This window comes from Lentzea flava (genome assembly GCF_014648475.1).
Classification (GTDB): Bacteria; Actinomycetota; Actinomycetes; order Mycobacteriales; family Pseudonocardiaceae; genus Lentzea; species Lentzea flava.
Genome location: NZ_BMRE01000012.1, coordinates 1 through 21,183, shown reverse-complemented (window position 1 = coordinate 21,183; position 21,183 = coordinate 1). Strand labels below are relative to the sequence as shown.

The following is a 21,183-nucleotide window of genomic DNA, read 5'->3' as shown; positions in this document are numbered from 1 at the left end:
GAATTCGCTACGTCATCGCTCGGAAACCAGTCGGAACCACCGGCAGTCGTACGGGCCCAGCTCCAGCTTCGCTGCGCAGCCCTCACCGGTCAGGACATCGGTCAGCGAGCCGTCCACCTGGAGCTCGACCGGGACCGCGCGGTCGGCGAAGTTGTGCACGGCGATGACCGTGCCGCCGTCGCAGTCCGCCCGGTGGGCGAGCACGCACGGGTCGCCCGCGTCGAGCACCTGGCAGTCGCCCCACGCCAGCTCGGGGCACTCGCGGTAGCGCTCGATCAGCAGGCGCATCCAGGAGAGCAGCGAGTCGGGCGCGTGGCGTTGCCGGTCGACCGCCTCCCAGTCCATCGGGACGCGCACGGCGAGCCTGCCCTCCTGCGAGAGGTCCTCCCTCAGGCCGATCTCCTCGCCGTAGAACAGGACGGGGGTGCCGGGCAGGGTGAAGAGCAGGCTGTAGACCATGCGGATGCGGCGGTAGTCGTCGTCGAGCATCGTCGGCAGGCGGAGGCGCAGGCCACGGCCGTAGAGCTGCTGCTCCGGCTTCGGGCCGAAGGCGGCGAAGACCTCGTTCCGCTCGTCTTCCGGCAGTTTGTCGAGGGTCAGCTCGTCGTGGTTGCGCACGAACGTCGCCCAGTGGCCGTCGCGTGGTGGTTGCGGGCGTTCCTGCAACGCCTTCATGAGCGGGCCGGCGGACTGGCGGGCCAGCGCGAGGTACATCGCCTGCATGCCGACGAAGTCGAAGCACATCGTCAGCTCGTCGCCCACGCCGTGACCGAAGTAGGCCATGGCGTCCTTGTAGGGCAGGTTGACCTCGCCGAGCAGCACGGCCTCGCCGTTGCGGCGGGTCAGGAACGCGCGCAGGTCGGCCAGGTAGTCGTGCGGGTTGGGCAGCGACATGGCGTCCGTGGCGTCGTTGTGCTCCAGCAGGAACGGGACGGCGTCGACGCGGAAGCCGCTCAGGCCGAGCTCCGTCCAGAAGCCCATGATCCGGGCGATCTCGTCGCGCACCTCGGGGTTCGAGACGTTGAGGTCGGGCTGGTGCTTGTAGAAGCGGTGCAGGTAGTACTTGCCGACCTCCTCGTCGTACTGCCAGAGGCTCTTCTCCTTGTCCGGGAACGTGATTCCCTGCGGGCCGTCGGCCTGCGGCTCGTCGGCCCAGACGTACCAGTCGCGCTTGGCCGGGTCGTGGAACCACGGGTGCTGGTCGGAGGTGTGGTTGACGACGAGATCGGCGATCACCCGCATGCCCCGGTCGCGGGCGGAGCGGACGAACTCCACGAAGTCGCCCAGCGAGCCCAGACGCGGGTCCACCGAGTAGAAGTCGGTGATGTCGTAGCCGTCGTCGCGTTCCGGGGTCGGGTAGAACGGCATCAGCCAGATGCAGGTCACGCCCATGGCGTGGAGGTGGTCGATGCGTTCGGTGCAGCCGCGGAAACCCTTGTCGGAGAAGGTTTCCACGTCCAGGCAGTACAGGACGGCGTTCTTCCACCAGACGTCCGACGTGCGGATCACCTCGTCACCTCCGGCAGCACGTGCTCGCCGAACGCGTCGACGAACGGGATCAGGTCCTGGCCCACGTGGTGCAGGTAGATCTCCTCGAAACCGAGTGACGCGTAGGTGTACAGGTTCTCGGCGTGCCACTTGAGGTCCGAGGAGACGTTGACGACCTCGGCCACCTGCTCCGGCGTGACGCGCTCGGCGACCACGTCGAAGTGCTCGGCGAGTTCGAGGTCCCAGCAGACGGGCGGGCGGAACACGTTGGTACGCCACTGCTCGTGCGCGATCTTGGCCGCGGTGTCCTCGTCCGGCGCCCAGCTCAGGTGCACCTGCAGGTGCAGCTTGCCCCGGCCGCCCGCGTCCCGGTAGGCGTCCGCCACCTCGCGCAGCCGGTCCGGCGGGGCGTTGACGGTGATCAGCCCGTCGGCCCACTCCGCGCACCAGCGGGCGGTCTGCGGGCTCACGGCGGCGCCGATCAGCAGCGGGGTCTCGGCGGGCAGCGTCCAGAGTTTCGCTCGGTCGACGCGCACCAGGCCGTCGTGACTGACCTCCTCGCCCCGCAGGAGTGCGCGGATCACGTCGACGCACTCGCGCAGCCGGGCGTTGCGGACGTCCTTGCGCGGCCAGCCGTCACCGGTGATGTGCTCGTTGCTGGCCTCGCCCGTGCCCAGCGCGGCCCAGAAGCGGCCGGGGAACATCGCCGCGAGGGTGCCGATGGCCTGGGCGGTGATCGCCGGGTGGTAGCGCTGGCCGGGGGCCGTGACCACACCGAACGGCAGGGTCGTTGCCTGCAGCGCGGCGCCGAGCCACGACCAGGCGAACCCGGAATGCCCCTGGCGCGCGCTCCACGGTGAGAAGTGGTCGGAGCTCATCGCCGCGGTGAAGCCGGCCTCCTCGGCCCTGCGCACGGCGGTGAGCAGGCCGGACGGGTGGATCTGCTCGTGCGACGCGTGGATGCCGTAGACGGTCATGCGACTTCAGGTACCCCGCACGAAGATCGTGGCAACCTTTGTTCCGGCTCGCCGAACTTTTTCTCGCGGTCCGTTGAACCGATCCCGAACGGCATCCGTGTGGATGGCAGCACCCTCGGAGCGGAGGAGGAACGGCGATGTTCAACGAGACGCGCGTCGGGACCGTCACCGTCGTTGAGTTCATTCGGCCGGACGGCTCTGTCGAGCCGATGAACGTCGACCTCCAGTACCGCTCAGACGATCCGCACGCCGTCACGCTGCGGTTTCAGGCCAGGGATCAGGAGTCGATCTGGGTCGTCGGGCGGGAGCTGCTGTCGGACGGCCTGCTCGCGCCGGCCGGGATCGGGGACGTGCGGCTGCGGCCCGGCCACGGGAACGTGCTGGTGCTGGAGCTGTTCACCGAGGACTCGCACGCGGTGTTCCACCTGTCGGCCGACGAGCTGGGCCGGTTCCTCGACTCGACCTACGCGGCCGTGCCCGCCGGGCAGGAGGTCGTCGACTTCGAGCTGCTGCTGAAGGACCTGCTCGCCTAGAGGCGCAGGCCGAGGACCAGCTTGTCCGCGGAGTCGACCACGCGGAAGCCGAGGTGCTCCCAGAAGCCGATCGCGTGTGTGTTGTGGTGCCGCACGTGCGCATGAACGCCCTTCTCCAGGCGTTCGAGCACCGTGCGCACGAGCTTGCCGCCGTAGCCCTTGCCCTTCGCGCGCGGCAGCAGGTTCGCGTGCAGGTGCGCCGGATAGTCCAGGGCCAGCTTGTGGTCGGCCCGCACCGGGTGGTGGATGTGCTGCACCACGCGGTTCGGGTTCGCCGTGAGTGGGTAGCGAATCCGCAGGTCAGGCCACCAGTCGTGCTCCAGGCGGTCCTCGAAGGCCTCGCTGTCGGCGGCCGCGATCGCGTACCCGCAGACGCCCTCGTCGTCCTCCACGACGAACGCCAGGTCGGGTTCGAACGCCACGTAGGGGCCGACGTAGGCGTGTCCGAGCAGGCGCGGGTCGTCGAACAGGTGCCGTGCGCCCAGGCCACCGTTGCCGGTGTCGAGGCAGATGTCGTAGAGCGCGTCCAGGTCAGCGGGCCGGTACGCGCGGATCACGTCAGCTCGCGCCGATCCGTGATCACCACCGGCTCGACGTCGACGACCTCGCCCTCGACGACCTGACCGGGCCCGAAGCGGCGTTCGTGCTCGAACTTGAGCGCGGCCGCCTCGGCCTTGCGCGCGATCCGGCGGCTCACGAGCCGTCGCGTCGGCGGAAACAGCAGGAACAACGCCGCCACGTCGCTGATGAAGCCCGGCACCATGATCAACGCACCGGCGGCCGCGATGAGCACGCCGTCGGCCATCTCCTGGTGCGGCTGCTGGCGCTTCCACACGGCCTGCGAGAACGCGGCCATCGTCTGCGCACCCTGCCTGCGCACGAGCTGCAGACCCACGAGGGTGCCGACCAGCAGCAGCGCGATCGTCCACAGCCCGCCGATGGCGTTGCCAACGGCGATCATGACCGCGATCTCGGCGAACATCCCCAACAGCACCAGGGCGAAGACAGGCATACCCCCTCAACGCACGAGGCCGCCCAATTGCTCCCACACCCGCCTCCACCAGGCGTTGATCCGAAATATTTACGGCGGGCTAGCGGTATGACAGGATATCTTTACGCGACCTCGACGCTGAGGAGTACGGATGACTGCGCTGCACGACGCCCCCACGGCGCTGGAGCGGCTGGACCGCCAGCCGTACACGTACGTCCGCCGAGAGCTGGTCGAACCCGACTGGCGACGCTTCCCCGGCTGGGCGCACGTGACCGAAGCGCAGTGGCGCGACGCCCAGTGGCAGCGCGTGAACTGCGTGAAGAACGTCAAGCAGCTCCGCAAGGTCACCGGCGACCTGCTGAGCGAGAAGTTCTACGACGACCTGGCCGCGGACCAGGAAACCTTCGCGACCATGTCGATGCTCATCCCACCGCAGATGCTCAACACCATGGCGGTGGACGCGGCCCCGGCGGACTTCACCGACGCCTTCCTGGCCGACCCGGTCCGCCGCTACATGCTGCCGGTGCGCTCCGACCGCGACCCGCGGTGGCCGTCGCACCCGCACTCCCAGCGCGACTCGCTGCACGAGGCCGAGATGTGGGTCGTCGAGGGGTTGACCCACCGCTACCCGACCAAGGTGCTGGCGGAGATGGTGTCGACGTGCCCGCAGTACTGCGGCCACTGCACCCGCATGGACCTGGTCGGCAACTCGACCCCGCTGATCGATAAGCACAAGCTCTCGCTGAAGCCGGTCGACCGCCAGGACCAGATGATCGACTACCTGAAGAAGACGCCGGGCGTGCGCGACGTCGTCGTCTCCGGCGGCGACGTGGCGAACGTGCCGTGGCCGCAGCTCGAGTCGTTCCTGATGCGCCTGCTGGACATCGAGACCGTCCGCGACATCCGCCTGGCGACCAAGGCCCTGGCCGGCCTGCCGCAGCACTGGATCCAGCCGCGCGTGGTCGAGGGCCTGGAGCGCGTCGCCCGCACGGCGTCACGCCGCGGCGTGAACCTGGCGATCCACACGCACGTGAACCACGCCCAGTCCGTCACGCCCCTGGTGGCCGAGGCCGCGCGGACCGCACTCGAGGTCGGTGTCCGGGACGTGCGCAACCAGGGCGTGCTGATGAAGGGCGTCAACGCCACGCCGGACGACCTGCTGGACCTCTGCTTTGCGCTGCAAGGGGAAGCGAACATCCTGCCGTACTACTTCTACATGTGCGACATGATCCCCAACGCGGAGCACTGGCGGGTGGCCGTGTGGGAGGCGCAGGAGCTGCAGCACGCGATCATGGGCTACCTGCCGGGGTACGCGACGCCGCGGATCGTGTGCGACGTGCCGTACGTCGGGAAGCGGTGGGTGCACCAGCTCGCCGAATACGACCGTGAGCTGGGCATTTCCTACTGGACCAAGAACTACCGCACCGGGATCGAGCTGGAGGACCCCGAGGCGCTCGACCGCCGCTACCCGTACTACGACCCGATCTCGACGCTGGGCGAGGCCGGCCAGAAGTGGTGGTCCGACCAGACCTGACAGGCCGCGATGGGGCCGTTTCGGGACATCTTCCGAAAGCGGCCCCATCGGCATGGTGGGCCGAAGGTCATCGCACGCGGTCGGCGATGGAGACCGAGAAGCTCTCGATGACGTTGCCCGCGCCGCCGCGCCACAGGTTGAACCCGGCCTCGACCGCGACCAGGTACCAGCCGGGAAGAACGTGGCCCCGTGCGACCGAGTCCATCGTGAACGCGCGGATGTCCAGTCCGCGTACCGAGACGACCTCGCCGAGGCGCTCGTAGGTGATGCGCACGCGGCCGCCGTCCCTGGCGAGCCACACGTTCCAGCGCGCGCCGGAGATCAGCACGTTCTCGGCCACGACCGAGCCACCCGGCCTGACGCCGCCCCGGCTGCGCATCCAGATCACCATCTCGGCGCCGTCCGGCGTGCCGCTCGCGACCGGGCCGCTGTGGAACCACACCACGTACGCGGCGTTGAAGATGCCGGTGTCGACCTGTCTGGTGACCCAGTCACTCGTGATCTCCGGCATCTCCGACACGCGGACCGGCAGGTCTCCGACGTCCGTGCAGTCCTGCCAGTGGCACCCTCTGATCAACGAGGGCGAGGCGGCCGGGGCGCCGTCGGGCGGACGGTCGTGCGCGGCTGTCTCCACCCGCAGCGACTGGTCGCCGACGGCCACGCACTGCGCGGTGTCCGCGCCCCACACGTTGTTCTGCCCGAGGTAGTCATTGCCCCCGGCGGGTGCGACGTCCGTCTTGCCGCACAACCTGGTGACGGCGGTTCCCGAGGGGCCGACGAGAGACAGCACCACACCTATGAGCGCGGCGAGGAACGCTCCGCCCAGTCCGGCAGCCGCCAGCGCGAGAGCGACCCGGAAGGCGATCTGCGCATGGGGACTGTTCATGTGCGCTCCTCCCCCGCCCCGGCGCCGGCAACGGCACGCGTGGTTGCCCGACAAAGCATCACCGGTGAATACGTCCTGGCGAGTCAACCGGTTCAGGCAGTGCGGGTCCCAGGATCAGAACATCGTGTTGTCGTTGGCGGATGTTGCCGGCACGTCCTGCACCACGTCCCAGTGCTCGACGATCTTCCCGTCCGGACGTACGCGGAAGATGTCCACAACGGACTGGCCGCGATCCTCGGGACTGGTCCGGTAGTGGGCGTGGATCGCGACGAGGTCCCCGTCGGCGATGACGCGCTTGCGGTCCACGGTCAGCTGCGGGAACTGCTGGAAGAACGCGGAGAAGGTCTCCCGCAGGCCCGCTGTGCCGCTGGGGATGGCGGGGTTGTGCTGGTGGTACTCGGGCGCCAGGCGGTCGACCGCGTTGACGTCCTTGCGGACGAGGAGCTGGTCGAAGTAGGCGGTGGCGGCCGACCTGCTGCACGGCGTCAGCCACCGCGGGCCCGGCTCGTTCGTGCGCGGGGAGCTGACCGTGGAGAACATGTCGTTGCCGCTGACGGACGTGGCCGGCACGTCTTGGACGGTGTCCCAGTGCTCGACGATCAGGTGGTCGCGGTCGAAGCGGAAGATGTCCACCACGGCCGAGCCGCGCGTGCCGGGCGTGAGGACCACGTTGGAGTGCACCAGGACCAGGTCGCCGTCGGCGATCACGCGCTTGATGTCGTACTTCAGGTCCGGGAACTGCGTGGTCAAAGGGCCGGCGAGAGCCTTGAGCGCCGCGGTTCCGTTGGGGGCCAACGGGTTGTGCTGGATGTAGCCGGGACGGATGTAGCGGTCCACGACTGAGACGTCGCCGTCCTCGAAGAGACGCTTGAGCACCTGCACGGTGATGGCTTTGTGCTTGTCGAGCGTGTTCTGGTGCCAGTACTGCGCCGCGCTCGACGCGACGGCCTGCGGTGCGACTGCGGTCATGGCGCCGAGAGTCACGGCCAGCACGACGGCGGCCGCTTTGCCGGGCAGGGCGGTGGTGGGACGCATCTGTCTCCTTCGGTGCTCCGAACGGTTCCAACAGCATATGTCACATGTGTCAGCCACTGACAAGTCGTCAGTGGCTGACAAGTTTGGCGGAAGCTACAGTGATCGGGTGAGTGCGAAGCAGCAAGGCCTGCGGGAGAGGACCCGTCAGGCGGTGCGTTCCCAGCTGATGGACGTCGCGTGGGACCTGTTCGTCCGGCAGGGATACGACACCACCACGGTGGACGAGATCGCCGCCGCGGTCGGGATGTCGCAGCGCAGCTTCTTCCGCTACTTCGCGTCCAAAGAGGACGTCGTCCTGGTGAAGTTCGAGAAGGTCGGCGCGCTGCTGGCCGACAGGCTCGCCGGCCGTCCCGCCGAGGAGGACGCCTGGACCGCGCTGCGCCGCTCGTTCGACGTGATCGTGGACGCCACCGAACACGACCCGCGCCACGGCCTCACGCTGCTGCGGATCACCGACCAGTCACCGGCGCTGCGGGCCGGCCGCGTGGAGCAGCAGAAGCAGTGGCAGGACCTGCTGACGCCGCTCGTCGCCGAACGCATGGCCCTGTCTCCCGCGGACCACGACCCGCGCCCGGCGGCGCTCACCGCCGCCGCGCTCGCGTGCTTCAGCGTCGCCAACGGCGTGTGGTTGCAGAGCGACGGAACGGAGTCCCTGCGCCGCCTCGTGGACGACGCCATGCACGCGGTGCAGCCCGGCTCGTTCTGATCGCAGACCAGCGTTACCCGCTGAGGGGTGAACGTTCTCACGTTTGGACGCGACATGTCCGCACGTAGCCTTGTCGCGGTCCGGGCCGGGTGGTGTCTGGCCCAGTCCCCGTTGAAGGAGTTGTGTTTTGCGGCGAACGATGCCGCCGATGTTCCGTGCGCTGCGCCACCGGAACTACCGCCGATGGGCCGCCGCGGACCTGGTTTCCGTCACCGGCTCCTGGATGCAGGTCATCGGTGTGAACTGGGTGGTGCTGGAGCGCACCGGATCTGTGACTTCGGTGGGGATCTCGGTGTTGCTCAGCACGCTGCCCGCCGTCCTGCTCGGCCCGTGGGCGGGTGCGCTCGCCGACCGGTTCCCGGTGCGCCGGATCGTGCTCGTCTGCCAGGTGATGCACGCTGTGCTGGCGGGCGTGCTCGGATTCGCCGTGTGGTCCGGTCTGCCGATGGCGACGATCTACGCGCTCACCTGCGCCGCAGGGTTGATCTCCGTGTTCGACGGTCCCGCGTTCGGGCGGCTGAGCAGCCAGATCGTGCCGCGTGACGGTCTCGGCAACGCGGTGGCGCTCGGCTCGGTGATCAACTCGGTGGGGCGGATCATCGGCATGAGCACGGCTGGTGTGCTGACCGCGCTCGTCGGCGCGCCTGTCCTGTTCGTGCTCAACAGCCTCAGCTTCGTCGCCGTCATCGCCACCGTGCTGACAATTCGCCGTGAGGAGCTGCACGTGCTCGCCACGAGCGCCCCGAATCGCGCCGGGGTGCGGGACGGTCTGCGGTACGTCGCCACCAGCGGTCGGTTGCTGCTGCTCGTGACGCTCGGGTTCGTGTTGTCCTGTCTCGGCCGCAACTACCAGGTCACGATGGCGGCCATGAGTGCCGACGCGGCGATGTACGGCGTGCTGTCGTCGGTGTTCGCCGTCGGGACCGTGCTCGGAGGTCTGGTCGCGGCGGCGCGGCGCACGCTGTCCGTGCGTCTTCTGCTCGTGGCCGCGGCTCTCGCCAGCCTGCTCCAGGTGATCGGCGGTCTCGTGTCGGGGCCGGTCGCGTTCGCCGTCGTGATCGTGCCCATCGCCGCCGCGGCGGTGCTGATCGACACGACCATGAGCACCCGCCTGCAGCTCGACTCCGAAGACGGCATGCGCGGCCGGATGCTCGCGATCAGCGGGTCCGCCGGTGCCGCCGCGGGCGCTGTCGGCGCTCCCCTGCTCGGCTGGTTGTGCGAGCGGCTCGGGGCGAGCACGACGCTGGTGCTGGCGGGCACCATCACGCTGCTCACGACGGTGAGCGCGGCTGTTCTCTTCGGCGCATCCCCGCACCGGCGGACGGCGCTCGCCCACCGGGTGCTGCGCCGGCAGCGCGGCGTCGCGCACCCGGCAGGCCATCCGCTTCAGCCCGCGCCGCTCACCCGCCCGCGCCGCCGTGCTCGGGCACGGACGGGGAAGACGGAGCTCGCGGGAGCGCACCACAGGCCCGGTGATCGTCCGGTCCAGCGCGGGTGAGTCCGAAGTGGACAGCGGTGTGCAGCGCCCTGGCAGGACTCGGTGCCCGCGATCGGCGCGACGTCGCGCGACCAGCGCCAGCCGGGTTCGAACTCGGCCCTGGCCGCCGGGGTGCCCATGACGGCTATCCCTGCACGACCGGGTAGATCTCGTCGGCGACGAGACCGTGCGCTTCGCGGTGCACTCGGTGCGCCGCCTCCGCGTCCGGGGCCTCCACCAGGCAGAAGACCTTGCCCGCCTGGTCGTCGACCCAGTAGTTGAGGTAGCGCACGCCGTGCTGGTCCTGGGTGCGCAGGTCGGCTTCGTGCGCTTCCGCCACGTCCTTCGCGGTGGCGCCTTCGGGCAGTTCGTTGTGGACGTCCATGAACAGCATCGCGTTCTCCTTTCCGGCTGTGTGCGGCGAGGTTAGGGCGCGGGGCGTTCCCCGAGCGTTCCCACGCCGGCCGACGTAGGGTCGCCCCATGCCTGCCACCTGCCAGGTGCGCGTGCTCGGCGGGTTTGGCGTCACCGTGGACGGCAGCCCCGTCCCTGCCCATGCCTGGCGCAGCCGGCGTGCCGCCGACGTCGTGAAGCTCCTGGCGATCGAGACCGGGCACCGGTTGCACCGCGAACAGGTCATGGAGCTGCTGTGGCCGGATCTGCCCGTCGAGGCGGCGGGTGCGAACCTGCGCAAGGCCGTGCACTACGCCCGCCGGGCGCTCGGCGGTCCCGGCGCGATCGCCGTCGACGGCCAGGTGCTGGCGCTGTGGCCGGACGGGTGCCTCGACTGCGACCTCGAACGGTTCAACCGGGACGCCGACACCGCGCTGGCGTCGGGCGACGCGCGGGCGTGTGCGGCGGCGGCCGCGAGGTACGGCGGTGACCTGCTGCCGGACGACCGGTACGAGTGGTGGGCGGAGGAGCCGCGGGCCAGGGCGAGGTCGCGGTACGTCGCGCTGCTGCGGGCCGCCGGGGACTGGACCCGGTTGCTGGAGCTCGACGAGACCGACGAGGAAGCGCATCGGGCGATGATGCGGCGTCACCTCGCGGCCGGACGGCGGCGCGAGGCGCTGCGCCAGTTCGAACGCCTGCGTGAGGCGCTGCGGGAACGCGTCGGCGTCGGGCCGGACGCCGAGACGGTCGCGCTCTACGAGACGGCGCTGGCCGAGGGCGCCGAGCCGCCGTCGGTCGAGCAGACGGTGGCGGTGACCCTCGCCAACGGCCTGGTCGCCTGGGGCCGGCGCAACGTCGAGGAGGCCGAGCGGCTGGCCAAGCGGGCACGCGCGCTGGCGCTGGACGCGGGCCTCGGGCACGAGCTGGGCGAGGCGTCCACACTGCTCGCGCTCGTCGCCTACGCGCGGGGCACGTGGCACGAGCAGTTCCGGCAGGAGTTCGCCGACTCCGTCCGGCGATCCGCGAACCTGGAGAACGCCGTGTTCGACGCGCACCTGTGCTTCCAGGAGTTCTACCTGTACGGACCGGAAGGACACGAGGGCGCGGAGTCGTTCGGCCGGGACCTGCTCGGCATCGCGACGGCGGCGGACTCGACCGCGGGCCGGGCACTGGCCCACCTGCTGCTCGGCGAGTTCGCGCTGCTGTCCGGCCATCTCGACGAGGCACGCGCGCACCTCGACCTGTCGCTGACGGACGCGGAGCGGGCGGGATGCCTCTCGGCACAGAGCATCGCGCTCGAACGTGCCGCGGAGACGCAGGTGCGGCGCGGAGATCGCCGGGCCGCCGCCGCACTGCTCGACCGCGCCATGCCGCTCGCGCACTCGTCGGGCATCCGGTCGCACCTGGTCATCCGGATCCACGGACTGCGCGTGCTCGCCGCGGGCGGGCTCGTCGAGGCACTGGGCGCGGTCCGCGACGGCGAGCGCCTGCTCGCCGAGGCGACGCACGTGTGCGACCCGTGCTCGATGGCCTTCCGGATCGAGGCGGCGCGGGCCTGCGTGCGGGCGAACGACCTGGGCCGGGCACGACGGCACCTCGCGGAGGCGGAACGGATCAGCGGGCTGTGGCAGGGCGGCCCGTGGTCGGCCGCGCTGTGGGAGATCAGGGCCGAACTCCGCAGGGCGACCGGGCAGACCACCCAGGCCGCGGCGTTGTTCCTCGAAGCGGCCGAGCTGTACTCCACCCTGCACCGGCCTCTCGAAGAGGACCGCTGCCGGGGTGCCGCCGGTGTCCGCTGAGCGAACGTCGAATTGGTTCGGTGACTCCAGCGAACGCGCTCGGTCCGCGTGGGTCTGACCCGCTAGCGCGGCACGCTGGCGGTCGACAGCACCGCCGCCAGCACCCCGATCAGCCCGAGCACGACGAACACCGCCGGATAGCCACCGAACACCGCCGCCAGGGCGCTGCCCGCCCACGGCGCGATGGCGGCCGTGAGCATGACCGGCGCGGTGAGCAGACCGTTGAGCTGTCCGTAGTGGACAGGGCCCCACCGGTCGGTGATCGCGGTCGCCTGCACCAGCGTGAAGATCCCGCGCGTGACACCGGCGAGCACCGAGCCCGCGATCAGCAGCAGGGCCGGGCCGGGCACCACGCCCAGCAGGATCGTCACGGCCGCGCTGACCAGCAGGATCACCAGGGTGCGGACGCGCACCGACGTCCGCGCGGCCAGCCTGGCGTAGCCGAGCCGGCCGAGCACCTGGCCCACCCCGCCCAGCCCGAGCGCCACCGCGGCGGCCGAGGTCGTCATGCCGCGTTCGGTGAGGAGCGGGACGAGGTTGATCACGACGGCGTACACGCTGAACGCCGCCAGGCTCATCGCGACCACGAGCACCAGGAACGGCCTGCTGCGCGCCACCGCGGACGGCGTGTGGGCGGTCTCGTGCTCGATCGCCGGCCACGGCAGTCGCAGGCCCCACAGGTGCAGCGGGACCGTGGTGGCGGCGAGGAACCCGGCGAGCACGAGGTAGGTGCCGCGCCAGTCCAGGTGGTCGTTCAGCACGGCGGTCAGCGGCGCGAACACGGTGCTCGCCAGGCCTGCGATCAGCGTGACCGCGGTCAGCGCGGTCACCCGGCGGGCTCCGTACCAGCGGGTCAGCGCGGCGAACGCGGGAGCGTAGAAGACCCCGGCCATCGCGACACCGGCCAGCAGCCACGCCGCCGCGAACCACGCGAGCGAGTGCGCGGTCGCCAGTGCCACGAGCGCGAGCGCGGCGAGGACCGAACCGGTCGTCATGACGGCGCGCGGGCCGTGGCGGTCGAGCAGCCTGCCCACCGGGATTCCCACCAGGCCCGCGACGACCTGGCTCGCGGAGAACCCGGCGGTGATCGCCGCGAACGACCACCCGGTGCGGGAGCTGATGGTCGGCAGCAGCACCGGGAAGGCGTAGTAGAGCACGCCCCAGCTGATGATCTCGGTGGTGCACAGGACGATCAGCACCCGGCGCAGTCCGGCGGCGGTGCCGGGCCGCGCCGTCGTCTCAGCGTGCACCGGGCGCCCGTCCGCAGCTCGTCATGGTCACCAGGTAAACGTCCGGCTCAGGGGTGCCGCAACTCCGTTTCCGGTACATGTGGACGCTGGGGTGCTGACGCGAGGGGGTTCACGTGCACGATGCTGACCACTTCTCGGTGCTGCTGATCGGTGGCCGGTCCGGGGTCGGGAAGTCGACGGTCGCCTGGGAGGTCTCGGCGCGGTTGCGGGAGGCGTCCGTGGCGCACTGCTTCATCGAGGGCGACTTCCTCGACCAGGCCCACCCGGCACCACCGGACGATCCGAGCCGCACCGAGATGACCAGGAGGAACCTGGCGTCGCTCTGGGCGAACTACGCGGCACTCGGCTACCGGCGACTCATCTACACCAACACCGTCAGCGTGCTCGAACGCGACCTGGTGGTCGGCGCGATGGGCGGGAACGTGGAGGTGACCGGTGTTCTGCTGACCGCCGCGGACGACGTCGCCAACCGGCGGCTGAGCGTGCGCGAGACGGGCAGCCAGTACGAGGCGCACGTGGCACGAAGCACCGCCGCCGCCCAGCACCTGGAGACCACCGCACCGCAGTGGGTGGTTCGCGTGCCGACCGACGGCAGGACCGTCGCCGAGGTGGCGAGCGAGGTCGTCGCCCTCACCGGCTGGTGTCTCACACCGGAAGCCGGGCGGGCAGACCGGCAGCCGTGACGAGCGCGGGGTTCTCGAACTTCGTCGCGCGCGTGAAGCGACCGTCGACGACGGTGAGCACCCACAGGCAGTCGGCGCGCAGGTCGCTGTCGTAGCCAGCCATGGCGGGCTGGCCGTTGGCGCGGGTGGGCAGCAGCCGGATCTTCCAGCCGGGAGTGGCGAAAACCCGTTCCAGGAACGGGATGCAGACGTGCACGCCCTTGAACCACACGGGGTGCGGCACGGCTTCGAGGCTGAAGTCGTCGTGGATGACGGCGCGGATGGCGGCGGAATCGCCCGCCTCGAACGCGGTGAGGTAGCGGTCGAGCAGCGCGCGTTCGAACTCCAGGTCCGGTGGCTCCAGCCGGTGGCCGTCCAGGTCCAGTTCGTCGAGGCGCCTGCGGGCGCGTTGCAGGAGGCTCTTCACCGCGGGGACGGTCACGCCGAGCGTCTCGGCGATCTCGGCGGCGGACCACGAGAGAACCTCGCGCAGCAGCAGCGCCGCACGTTGCCGCACCGGCAGGTACTGCAGTGCCGCGATCAGCGCCAGGCGCACCGACTCGCGCAGCACGACCGTCTCGCCCGGCTCGTCGTGGTGCAGCACGGCGTCGGGCAACGGTTCGAGCCAGGCGATGGACTCGTCGGAGTAGACGCGGACGCCGGGGTCGGTCGCCGGTGCGCCGAGGCCGGCGGGCAGCACCCGCCGGCTCCGGTGGGCGAGCGCGGTGATGCACGTGTTGGTCGCGATGCGGTAGAGCCAGGTCCTGATCGAGGACCGGCCCTCGAATCCGGCCACGCCGCGCACCGCCCGCAGATACGTCTCCTGGACGGCGTCCTCGGCGTCCTGGTAGGAGCCCGTCATCCGGTAGCAGTGCGCGAGCAGCCCGTCGCGCACCAGTTCGAACTCGTCGTGCAGCGGCACGCTGGCCACGGACGTCACGGCACCCTCCTGGTCGTCACCTTCTCATTGGACTCCGGTGACCGGCGAAAGGAATCGCTATCCCGCGAGCTTTTCCAGGGCGCCCCTCATGGCGGCCATGCCTGCGCGGTAGAACCGCGGGCCGAAGGACACCCGTGCCACCCCCAGCTCCCGCAACGCGTCGAGGTCCAGCGCGTCCGTGGTGTTGCCGTTCACCGGCCCCTCGGCGACCAGCCGGGTGAGCGTGTCGCGCGCCGACCCGCCGATCGGGTAGACGCAGTCCGCGCCCGCGTCCAGGTAGAGACGGCTGCGCCGGACGGCCTCGCCGAGCCGGTCGGGCTCGGGAACGGGGCTGGACGGCAGGAAGACGTCGATCCTGGCGTTGAGGACGATCGGAACGCCGGCGGCGTCGGCGGCCGCGCGCACCGCCGCGAGCCTGTCCGCCTGCGCGGCGGCGTCGACCAGGCCGCCCGCCCGGTGATCGGTGTCCTCCAGGTTGCAGCCGACAGCACCGGCTTCGAGCAGGCGGGCCACGAACTCGTCCGGATCCAGGCCGTAGCCAGCCTCCGCGTCCACAGTCACCGGGACGGGCACGGCTGCGGCGATCCTGGCGGCCGCCGCGAACATCTCCTGCCAGGGCGCGCGTTCGCCGTCGAGGTGGCCGAGCGTCTCGGCCACGGCGGCGCTTGAGGTCGCCACGGCCGGGAACCCCATCTCGGCGATGAGCTGCGCGCTGGGCTCATCCCACGCGTTTGGCAGCACGAGCATCTTGCCGTGGTGGAGGTCGCGCAGCAGATCGGCGTGTGCTTTCAGGTCGGACACCAACTACCCCTTTTTCCGCGGAACAGCTTCCTGAAGAGACAGACTCCGCACGGCCGCGGAAGGAATCGGTCAGCCCAGCGACAGCTGATCGCGGTGGAAGTCGAAGTGCTGCACCGGGAAGCGGTAGAGGTCGGCCACCGTCATGAACTCGCGGAAGAACGGGTCCCACCGCGTCGGGTAGGGCATGCCCCTCGCCAGGCCGCGGTCGTCCTCCCGGTCGAGGCGACGGTGCAGGGCCGCGGTCGTGCGGTCGAACAGCACGACCATCGCCGAGCGCGGCATGACGCTGCCGCCGAGCCAGGAGCCCGCGAAGTTGACCGCGTCGAAGGGTTTCGTGACCGCGTTGAGCAACCGCGCCCAGCCGCGGCCCACCCAGTCCGGCAACGAGGCGACGACGCGGGCGAGGGCCAGCAGGGCACGCATGATGAGGAAGCCGAGCAGCATGTGGAACAACAGCTGGCGGTTGGTCCAGAGCGTGCCGTTCGAGCGGCGGCGAAGTTGCTCGTTCGTGGCGCACGCGAGCAACGCGTGGAACGTTGCCCGCGTGCGTTCGATGTCCTCGTGAACCGCCTTTCTGTCCACGGCTCCATTGTGCGCTTCGTCAGTTGTGGTTGAGCCGGATCGCGTGCACGTCGGCCCCGTCGGCGATGGTGGACGTGAAGAACGCGATCGTGTCGTTGCCCGAGATCGTCTCGAGTCCCATGTAGTCCCCGAGGAACAGGCCCCGCGGATCGTCCGGCGCGAAGTACGAGATCGGGGCGGCGTAGTGGTCGAACGGCCCGTGCAGGTGCTGTTCGGGTTCCCAGGTCGCGGTGCCGTCGTGCGAGTGACGGACCCACACGTCGGTGGTGGCGACGCCGTCACCGAGCACGTTGTTGCGGTCGTCCCAGTAGGTCAGGGTGACCATGCCGGTGTCCGACACGTCGATCGCGTGGTTGTACGACTGCACACCCGGTCCCCCGGTGGCGACCACGGTCGGGCCGCTCCAGTGCCGGCCGCCGTCGGTCGACTTCGCCAGCACCACCTTGTTCAGCGCGGTGCCGAGCCCGTCGGCCCAGACCACGTAGACCGCGCCGCTGGTCATGTCGACCGCAATGTCGGGCAGGTAATCCTCCGCGCGGATGGGGAAGTTGTTGTCGGGCACGAACAGCTGGGCGAACCGGATCGGCGCGATCTGCGCGGGTGCCGACCAGTGCAGGCCGGCGTCGCGGGAGGTCATGACGCCCATGTAGACGCCCTTGTCGTTGAGCCCCGCGCCGGTGAACAGGTTCGCCGCGACGTTGTAGAGCGTGCCGTCCGGGCCCACCGCGATCTGGTTGCCCTGGAAGTAGGAGTTCGAGTCGCGCATCGGCACCGGCGTGGACCACGTGAGCCCGCCGTCGGTCGTGCGGGAGAACATCGGCTTCCCGCGGTAGGCGAACGAGTGCAGGTCCGCGATCGGATGCTGCTTGCCGTCGTTGGGGTAGCTGCCGCGGATCCACGTCGCGTACGCGTAGCCGGCGCGCGTCGGGTCGCCGGTGATGGAGACCTTGTCGTTGAAGACACCCCGGTCGCCCGTGTCCTCCTGGATGATCTGCGGCGGCCGCCAGGACCAGGTCGACCGGTCGAGGCTCGTGACCGAGATCGCGGACAGGCCGAGCGCGCCCGAGTCGATCGGCTGGCCGATGAAGTAGGCGTTGCCCGCCTTGTCGTAGCTCACCCACGGGTCGGTGACGCGGCCGAACCTGGCCGGACCGCCCTGGCAGGCGCTCCACGGCACGTCCGGCAGCTTGCCCCACGACGCGCCGCCGTCGTGGGTGATCCACGACGACAGGCCGCGCGCGCCGCCGTCGGGCCAGCGGTCCTGCTGCGTCGCACCGATCATCTCGTCCGGGTTCGCGGGGTTGACGGCCACCTGCGGCTCCACCTCGGTGTCGTCGTAGGCGGCGGCGAAGTCGGCCGAGGCGCCGTAGGGACAGGAAGTGAGCGCCGACGGGCCGCTGACCACGATGTCGGTGCCGGCGGAGAAGGGTGCCGCCGACGCTGCGGGCGCCGCGGCGAAGAGCATCAGGAGAACGGCCGCCGCGACTGCGGTGGGCCGTCTGGTCGCTTGCATGGGGGTACCTCCGCGGGTCTGCTTTCCCCCTCATGGGTGAATCGTCGCGGCGGACCGGACTGTTGCACGCCGACAGGGTCCGGCCGGAACCGCATGTGCGATCGTTTCTGCTGAATTCCGGCTCCCCGGTGTCGACCGAAACGAGGGAACCACGCCGAATGAACCACGAACTGCTCCAACGGTTCCTCGCCGTCGACACGACCGCCATCTGCGACGCGGACCGGACCACGAGGGTCATGCACAGCGCGATCCGCGCCCGGTCCGCGACGACCCGCGTCTTCGGGCCCGCGTTCACGGTCCGCTGCCGCGACGACTTCCTGGCCGTGCTGCGCGCCGTCGAGGCGGCCGAGCCGGGTGACGTGATCGTCGTCGACGGCGGTGCGCGCGAGACCGCTCTGGGCGGCGAGAGGTCATGTTCGCCGGACTGGCGGTGGTGCTGACCGAGCTGCTGGGAGCGGCCGGAGGCGCTGCGCCGTTGGTCGTCGCGTTGCTCGTCATCGGCTCGGGGGCAGGCTTGTTCGCCTCGTCGTTCTTCACCGCGGCGCTGAAGGTGGTGCGCCAGCAGGAGGTCGGCTCGGCCGCCGGTCTGATCAACGCCGTGCATCAGTTCGGCGGCATGCTGGGGGTGGCGTTGCTCGGCAGCGTGTACCTCGGTCCGGGCTCCGGCGCGGCGTTCTGGACCACGGCGGCGCTCGTCGTGGCGTGCTTCGCCACCGGTGCGTTGATGGCGGGCCCCAAGGGCTTCCCTCCCCCGCTAGCGTGATCCGTACCGGGGACGCTGCGAGGGGGACGCCGTGGTCGTGGCAAGCGCTGAGAAGACGTTCGAGGTCGAGCGCAAGGGCATCGACTGGATCACCGACGAGGAGCGGCACGGCACGCCGCGCCGCCTCTTCTGGCCCTGGTTCGCCGCGAACGCGAGCTTCTTCACCGTGGCGTACGGGGTGTTCGTCGTCGGGCTCGGCCTGAGCCCGTGGCAGGGCGCGCTGGCCGTGATCATCGGCCTGGGCGTGTCCTACCCCGTCGTCGGTCTCGTCGCGCTGGCCGGCATGCGCGGCGGGGCGCCCACGATGACGTTGAGCCGGGCCGCGTTCGGCGTGCACGGCAACCGCCTGCCGACGCTGTTCGTGTACCTGTCGCTGGTGGGCTGGGAGACGATCAGCGTGTCGATCGGGGCTCTCGCGACGCGCACGGTTCTCGCGCGGATCGACCAGGGCCTCGCCTCGACGCGGATGGTGGCGCTCGGGTTCGCGCTGACCGTCGCCGTCGTGATCGTCGTCGGCATCTACGGCTACAACCTGATCCTGCGGGTGCAGAAGTACATCACCATCGCCGTGATGGCGACGACGATCGTCTACTTCGCACTGATCGTGCCCACTCTGGACTTCTCACGTCCCGCCGCGGGCGGCGGAATCGCGTTGTTCGCGGGCGGGGTGAGCCTCGTGATCGCCAACGGCATCGGCTGGACGTCCGGTGGCGGCGACTACAGCCGTTATCTGCCGAGGACCTCGTCACCGCGAGCGGTGGCGGGCTGGACGGCGGTGGGTGCCGGCAGCGCTCCGCTGGTGTTGATGCTCTTCGGTGTGCTGCTGACGGCGGGCAACCCCGCGCTGGCCGCGGCCGCCGCGGCGGATCCGGTCGGAGCGTTCGCGGCCGCGCTGCCGACCTGGTTCCTGTTCCCGTTCCTGCTCGCGACGATGCTCAGCGTGATCGCGGGCGCGGTGTTCAACCTCTACAGCAGCGGGCTGAACCTGCAGGCGCTGGGAGTGCGGCTGCCGCGGTGGGCGGCGGTGGCGATCGACGGCGTGATCATGGTGGTCGGCGGCGTCTACCTCGTGTTCGTCACGCCGAGCTTCTTCGCTCCCCTGCAGGCTTTCCTGATCGTGATCGGCGTGGTGACGGCCGCGTGGTCGAGCATCTTCGTCGTCGACCTCTGGCTGTTCCGGCGGGCCGGCTACGTTCCCGAGGCGCTCTACGACCCCCGTGGCGCGTATGGACGGTTCAACGTCGCCGGTGTCGTGTCGCTCGTCGTCGCGGTCGGCGTCGGGTGGGGCCTCGTCACGTCGCAGGACCCGAACCTGCGGCACGTGCTCGGGTACCTGCTCGGTGACGCGGCCAGGGCGGGCAGCATCGGCGCGGCCAACATCGGTGTGGCGGTGGCGTTCTTCGTCGGCGGGCTGCTCTACGCGGTGATCAGCCGCCGCGGGGCGAGGTAGTCCCTCGCGGCGAGCACGCCGACGGCGCCGATGGCGAGCCAGATGTAGGTGTCGTAGTCGTGCGACCGCGTCACGAACACGAGGAACACCGCGGCGAAGGCGGGCCAGGCGTTGCCGCGCAGGGCCAGGTACACCAGCACGGGCACGCACCACACCCAGTGGTGCACCCAGGACACCGGCGAGGCCAGCAGTCCGGCGGTCGCGACGACGAACAGCGCGACGAGATCGTCGCGGGTGCGCCTCGCCACGAACACCGCGGCGGCCACGACGACGGCGGCCAACGCCGCCCACAGCAGGGTTTCCGCGCCGTGCGCGAGGCCCAGGTCGCGGACGAGGCCCTTGATCGACTGGTTGGTCGACAACGAGATGTCCCCGATGCGGTCGGGGTTGAGCAGCGAGCGGAACCAGTACTGCACGGAATCCTTCGGCGCGGCGAGGAAGCCCGCCACGACCAGCGCCGCGAACGTCACCATCGAGGTGATCGCGGCCCGCCACTCGCGGCGAGCCAGGAAGTAGAGCACGAAGATCGCGGGCGTGAGCTTGATCGCCGCCGCGACGCCCACCAGCACACCGCGGCAGCGCCGGTCGGTGACCAGCAGGCAGTCGACGACCACGAGGCCCAGCAGGAGCAGGTTGACCTGGCCGTAGCCGAACGTCATCCACACGGGATCCAGCGTGAGCGCGCCGATCGCGGCCAGCGGGCCGGCCGTCCACGTGAGACCCGGCCGCACCTTGCGCACCACCGCGACGCACACGGCGGTCAGCAGCACGAAGCCCGCCGCCACCACGAGCAGGGTGTGCGCGGCCTGCGGCACCAGGCTCAGCCCGCTGAACAGCACCGCCGCGATCGGCGGATAGGTGAACGGGAGCTGCGGGTCGAGCGGCGGACCGGTGAAGCCGACGTAGAGCGACCTGCCGTCCAGCCACGCGAGGCCGCCGAGGCGGTACACGTCGAGGTCGATCGGGTAGTGCCCGGACCACTCGACGAGCAGCCACCCGAAGGCGGCCAGCCACAGCACGGCGACGACCTGGCGAGCGCGCGGGCCTTCCGCGAAACGAAGCGATGTGCGCGGATCCTGGTGAGCATTCCGCAATGGTGAAACGAGTGACACCGTTTCGAAATTAATCAGAGAACCAGCCGCTCACCTTGCTGAACAACCGGCAGAAGTTCCGGCAGAAGTCTTCCTGCCAGCAACACTGCCCGGCCCTGCGGCGTCTAGACCCGCGTTCCGCACGTGGGGGTTGATCAACTCTGGTGATCATTTCTGAGGCGGTCGATTTGATCATCTTGGCCTGGTCGGATCAACCCCTAGCAGGGCCAGGAGTCGTGCTTGTAGTGGTGGTGGTTGCGGGATGCCGGGCGGTTCGTGTGCGGTGGCGGGGATGAGCCGGAGGCGGGCCAG

Annotated in this window: 22 protein-coding genes; 9 read left to right on the top strand and 13 right to left on the bottom strand. The window is 70.3% G+C overall.

Features of this window, described 5'->3' with window-relative positions; translation table 11 throughout:
• Nucleotides 1-12 precede the first annotated feature (12 nt).
• On the bottom strand, nt 13-1,509 hold the full coding sequence (locus tag IEZ09_RS16410; RefSeq protein ID WP_189254570.1) for an alpha-amylase family protein: 1,497 nt from the start codon (nt 1,507-1,509) through the stop codon (nt 13-15).
• On the bottom strand, nt 1,506-2,465 hold the full coding sequence (locus IEZ09_RS16405; protein ID WP_189254569.1) for a TIGR03885 family FMN-dependent LLM class oxidoreductase: 960 nt from the start codon (nt 2,463-2,465) through the stop codon (nt 1,506-1,508). The genes IEZ09_RS16410 and IEZ09_RS16405 overlap by 4 nt, the downstream gene beginning before the upstream one ends.
• Before the next feature lie 137 nt (nt 2,466-2,602).
• On the opposite strand from IEZ09_RS16405, the gene IEZ09_RS16400 reads away from it, so the two are divergent.
• Complete coding sequence (locus tag IEZ09_RS16400) at nt 2,603-2,998, top strand: SsgA family sporulation/cell division regulator (protein ID WP_189254568.1); 396 nt, start codon at nt 2,603-2,605, stop codon at nt 2,996-2,998.
• On the opposite strand, the gene IEZ09_RS16395 is transcribed toward IEZ09_RS16400, so the two are convergent.
• Both IEZ09_RS16395 and IEZ09_RS16390 read right to left on the bottom strand, forming a co-directional pair.
• A complete protein-coding gene (locus IEZ09_RS16395; RefSeq protein ID WP_189254567.1) occupies nt 2,995-3,555 on the bottom strand; it encodes a GNAT family N-acetyltransferase in 561 nt (186 codons plus the stop codon). The two genes, IEZ09_RS16400 and IEZ09_RS16395, sit on opposite strands and share 4 nt — an antisense overlap.
• Nucleotides 3,552-4,010: an FxsA family protein gene (locus IEZ09_RS16390; RefSeq protein WP_189254566.1), complete on the bottom strand. Its 459-nt coding sequence runs from the start codon at nt 4,008-4,010 to the stop codon at nt 3,552-3,554. The genes IEZ09_RS16395 and IEZ09_RS16390 overlap by 4 nt, the downstream gene beginning before the upstream one ends.
• Before the next feature lie 130 nt (nt 4,011-4,140).
• Between IEZ09_RS16390 and IEZ09_RS16385 the strand changes: the two genes are divergently transcribed.
• Entirely contained in the window at nt 4,141-5,523 is a 1,383-nt protein-coding gene (locus IEZ09_RS16385; protein ID WP_189254565.1) for a KamA family radical SAM protein, read from the top strand.
• Between the two features lie 67 nt (nt 5,524-5,590).
• Here IEZ09_RS16385 and IEZ09_RS16380 read toward each other — a convergent pair whose 3' ends face one another.
• Both IEZ09_RS16380 and IEZ09_RS16375 read right to left on the bottom strand, forming a co-directional pair.
• A complete protein-coding gene (locus tag IEZ09_RS16380) occupies nt 5,591-6,409 on the bottom strand; it encodes a GH12 family glycosyl hydrolase domain-containing protein (protein WP_189254564.1) in 819 nt (272 codons plus the stop codon).
• A gap of 114 nt (nt 6,410-6,523) precedes the next feature.
• Nucleotides 6,524-7,444, bottom strand: a complete 921-nt coding sequence (locus IEZ09_RS16375) for a nuclear transport factor 2 family protein (RefSeq protein WP_189254563.1) — start codon at nt 7,442-7,444, stop codon at nt 6,524-6,526.
• Between the two features lie 106 nt (nt 7,445-7,550).
• Here IEZ09_RS16375 and IEZ09_RS16370 point away from each other — a divergent pair, with 106 nt between their 5' ends.
• Entirely contained in the window at nt 7,551-8,150 is a 600-nt protein-coding gene (locus tag IEZ09_RS16370; RefSeq protein ID WP_229812616.1) for a TetR/AcrR family transcriptional regulator, read from the top strand.
• A 148-nt stretch (nt 8,151-8,298) separates the two neighbouring features.
• Nucleotides 8,299-9,648 carry an MFS transporter gene (locus IEZ09_RS16365; RefSeq protein WP_189254562.1) on the top strand — a complete coding sequence of 450 codons (1,350 nt, stop codon included), beginning with the start codon at nt 8,299-8,301 and terminating at the stop codon, nt 9,646-9,648.
• Between the two features lie 124 nt (nt 9,649-9,772).
• Here the strand turns inward: IEZ09_RS16365 and IEZ09_RS16360 are convergent, their stop codons facing one another.
• A complete protein-coding gene (locus IEZ09_RS16360; RefSeq protein WP_189254561.1) occupies nt 9,773-10,021 on the bottom strand; it encodes a DUF4242 domain-containing protein in 249 nt (82 codons plus the stop codon).
• An 88-nt stretch (nt 10,022-10,109) separates the two neighbouring features.
• Between IEZ09_RS16360 and IEZ09_RS16355 the strand changes: the two genes are divergently transcribed.
• Nucleotides 10,110-11,819, top strand: coding sequence for an AfsR/SARP family transcriptional regulator (locus IEZ09_RS16355; protein WP_189254560.1), 1,710 nt, complete (start codon nt 10,110-10,112; stop codon nt 11,817-11,819).
• A gap of 62 nt (nt 11,820-11,881) precedes the next feature.
• Here IEZ09_RS16355 and IEZ09_RS16350 read toward each other — a convergent pair whose 3' ends face one another.
• On the bottom strand, nt 11,882-13,069 hold the full coding sequence (locus IEZ09_RS16350) for an MFS transporter (protein WP_189254559.1): 1,188 nt from the start codon (nt 13,067-13,069) through the stop codon (nt 11,882-11,884).
• Nucleotides 13,070-13,182: 113 nt separating this feature from the next.
• Here IEZ09_RS16350 and IEZ09_RS16345 point away from each other — a divergent pair, with 113 nt between their 5' ends.
• Complete coding sequence (locus IEZ09_RS16345) at nt 13,183-13,752, top strand: AAA family ATPase (RefSeq protein WP_229812615.1); 570 nt, start codon at nt 13,183-13,185, stop codon at nt 13,750-13,752.
• On the opposite strand, the gene IEZ09_RS16340 is transcribed toward IEZ09_RS16345, so the two are convergent.
• The 4 genes from IEZ09_RS16340 to IEZ09_RS16325 form a co-directional block, all read right to left on the bottom strand.
• Entirely contained in the window at nt 13,715-14,671 is a 957-nt protein-coding gene (locus IEZ09_RS16340; protein WP_189254558.1) for an RNA polymerase subunit sigma-70, read from the bottom strand. The genes IEZ09_RS16345 and IEZ09_RS16340 overlap by 38 nt on opposite strands.
• Nucleotides 14,672-14,728: 57 nt before the next feature.
• Complete coding sequence (locus tag IEZ09_RS16335; RefSeq protein WP_189254557.1) at nt 14,729-15,472, bottom strand: isocitrate lyase/PEP mutase family protein; 744 nt, start codon at nt 15,470-15,472, stop codon at nt 14,729-14,731.
• Nucleotides 15,473-15,541: 69 nt separating this feature from the next.
• Nucleotides 15,542-16,054: a DinB family protein gene (locus IEZ09_RS16330; protein WP_189254556.1), complete on the bottom strand. Its 513-nt coding sequence runs from the start codon at nt 16,052-16,054 to the stop codon at nt 15,542-15,544.
• 19 nt (nt 16,055-16,073) lie between these two features.
• Nucleotides 16,074-17,567, bottom strand: a complete 1,494-nt coding sequence (locus IEZ09_RS16325; RefSeq protein ID WP_189254555.1) for a sialidase family protein — start codon at nt 17,565-17,567, stop codon at nt 16,074-16,076.
• Between the two features lie 158 nt (nt 17,568-17,725).
• On the opposite strand from IEZ09_RS16325, the gene IEZ09_RS16320 reads away from it, so the two are divergent.
• Genes IEZ09_RS16320 through IEZ09_RS16310 form a run of 3 tightly spaced genes read left to right on the top strand, consistent with a single transcriptional unit; the run spans nt 17,726 to nt 19,780 of the window.
• Nucleotides 17,726-18,007 (top strand): RraA family protein, encoded by a 282-nt coding sequence (locus IEZ09_RS16320; protein ID WP_189254554.1) that lies wholly within the window; start codon nt 17,726-17,728, stop codon nt 18,005-18,007.
• Complete coding sequence (locus IEZ09_RS16315; protein WP_189254553.1) at nt 17,980-18,330, top strand: MFS transporter; 351 nt, start codon at nt 17,980-17,982, stop codon at nt 18,328-18,330. Before IEZ09_RS16320 ends, IEZ09_RS16315 begins: the two co-directional genes overlap by 28 nt.
• 37 nt (nt 18,331-18,367) lie before the next feature.
• Nucleotides 18,368-19,780: a purine-cytosine permease family protein gene (locus IEZ09_RS16310; protein WP_189254552.1), complete on the top strand. Its 1,413-nt coding sequence runs from the start codon at nt 18,368-18,370 to the stop codon at nt 19,778-19,780.
• On the opposite strand, the gene IEZ09_RS16305 is transcribed toward IEZ09_RS16310, so the two are convergent.
• Complete coding sequence (locus IEZ09_RS16305) at nt 19,747-20,799, bottom strand: glycosyltransferase 87 family protein (protein WP_189254551.1); 1,053 nt, start codon at nt 20,797-20,799, stop codon at nt 19,747-19,749. The two genes, IEZ09_RS16310 and IEZ09_RS16305, sit on opposite strands and share 34 nt — an antisense overlap.
• Nucleotides 20,800-21,183 lie beyond the last annotated feature (384 nt).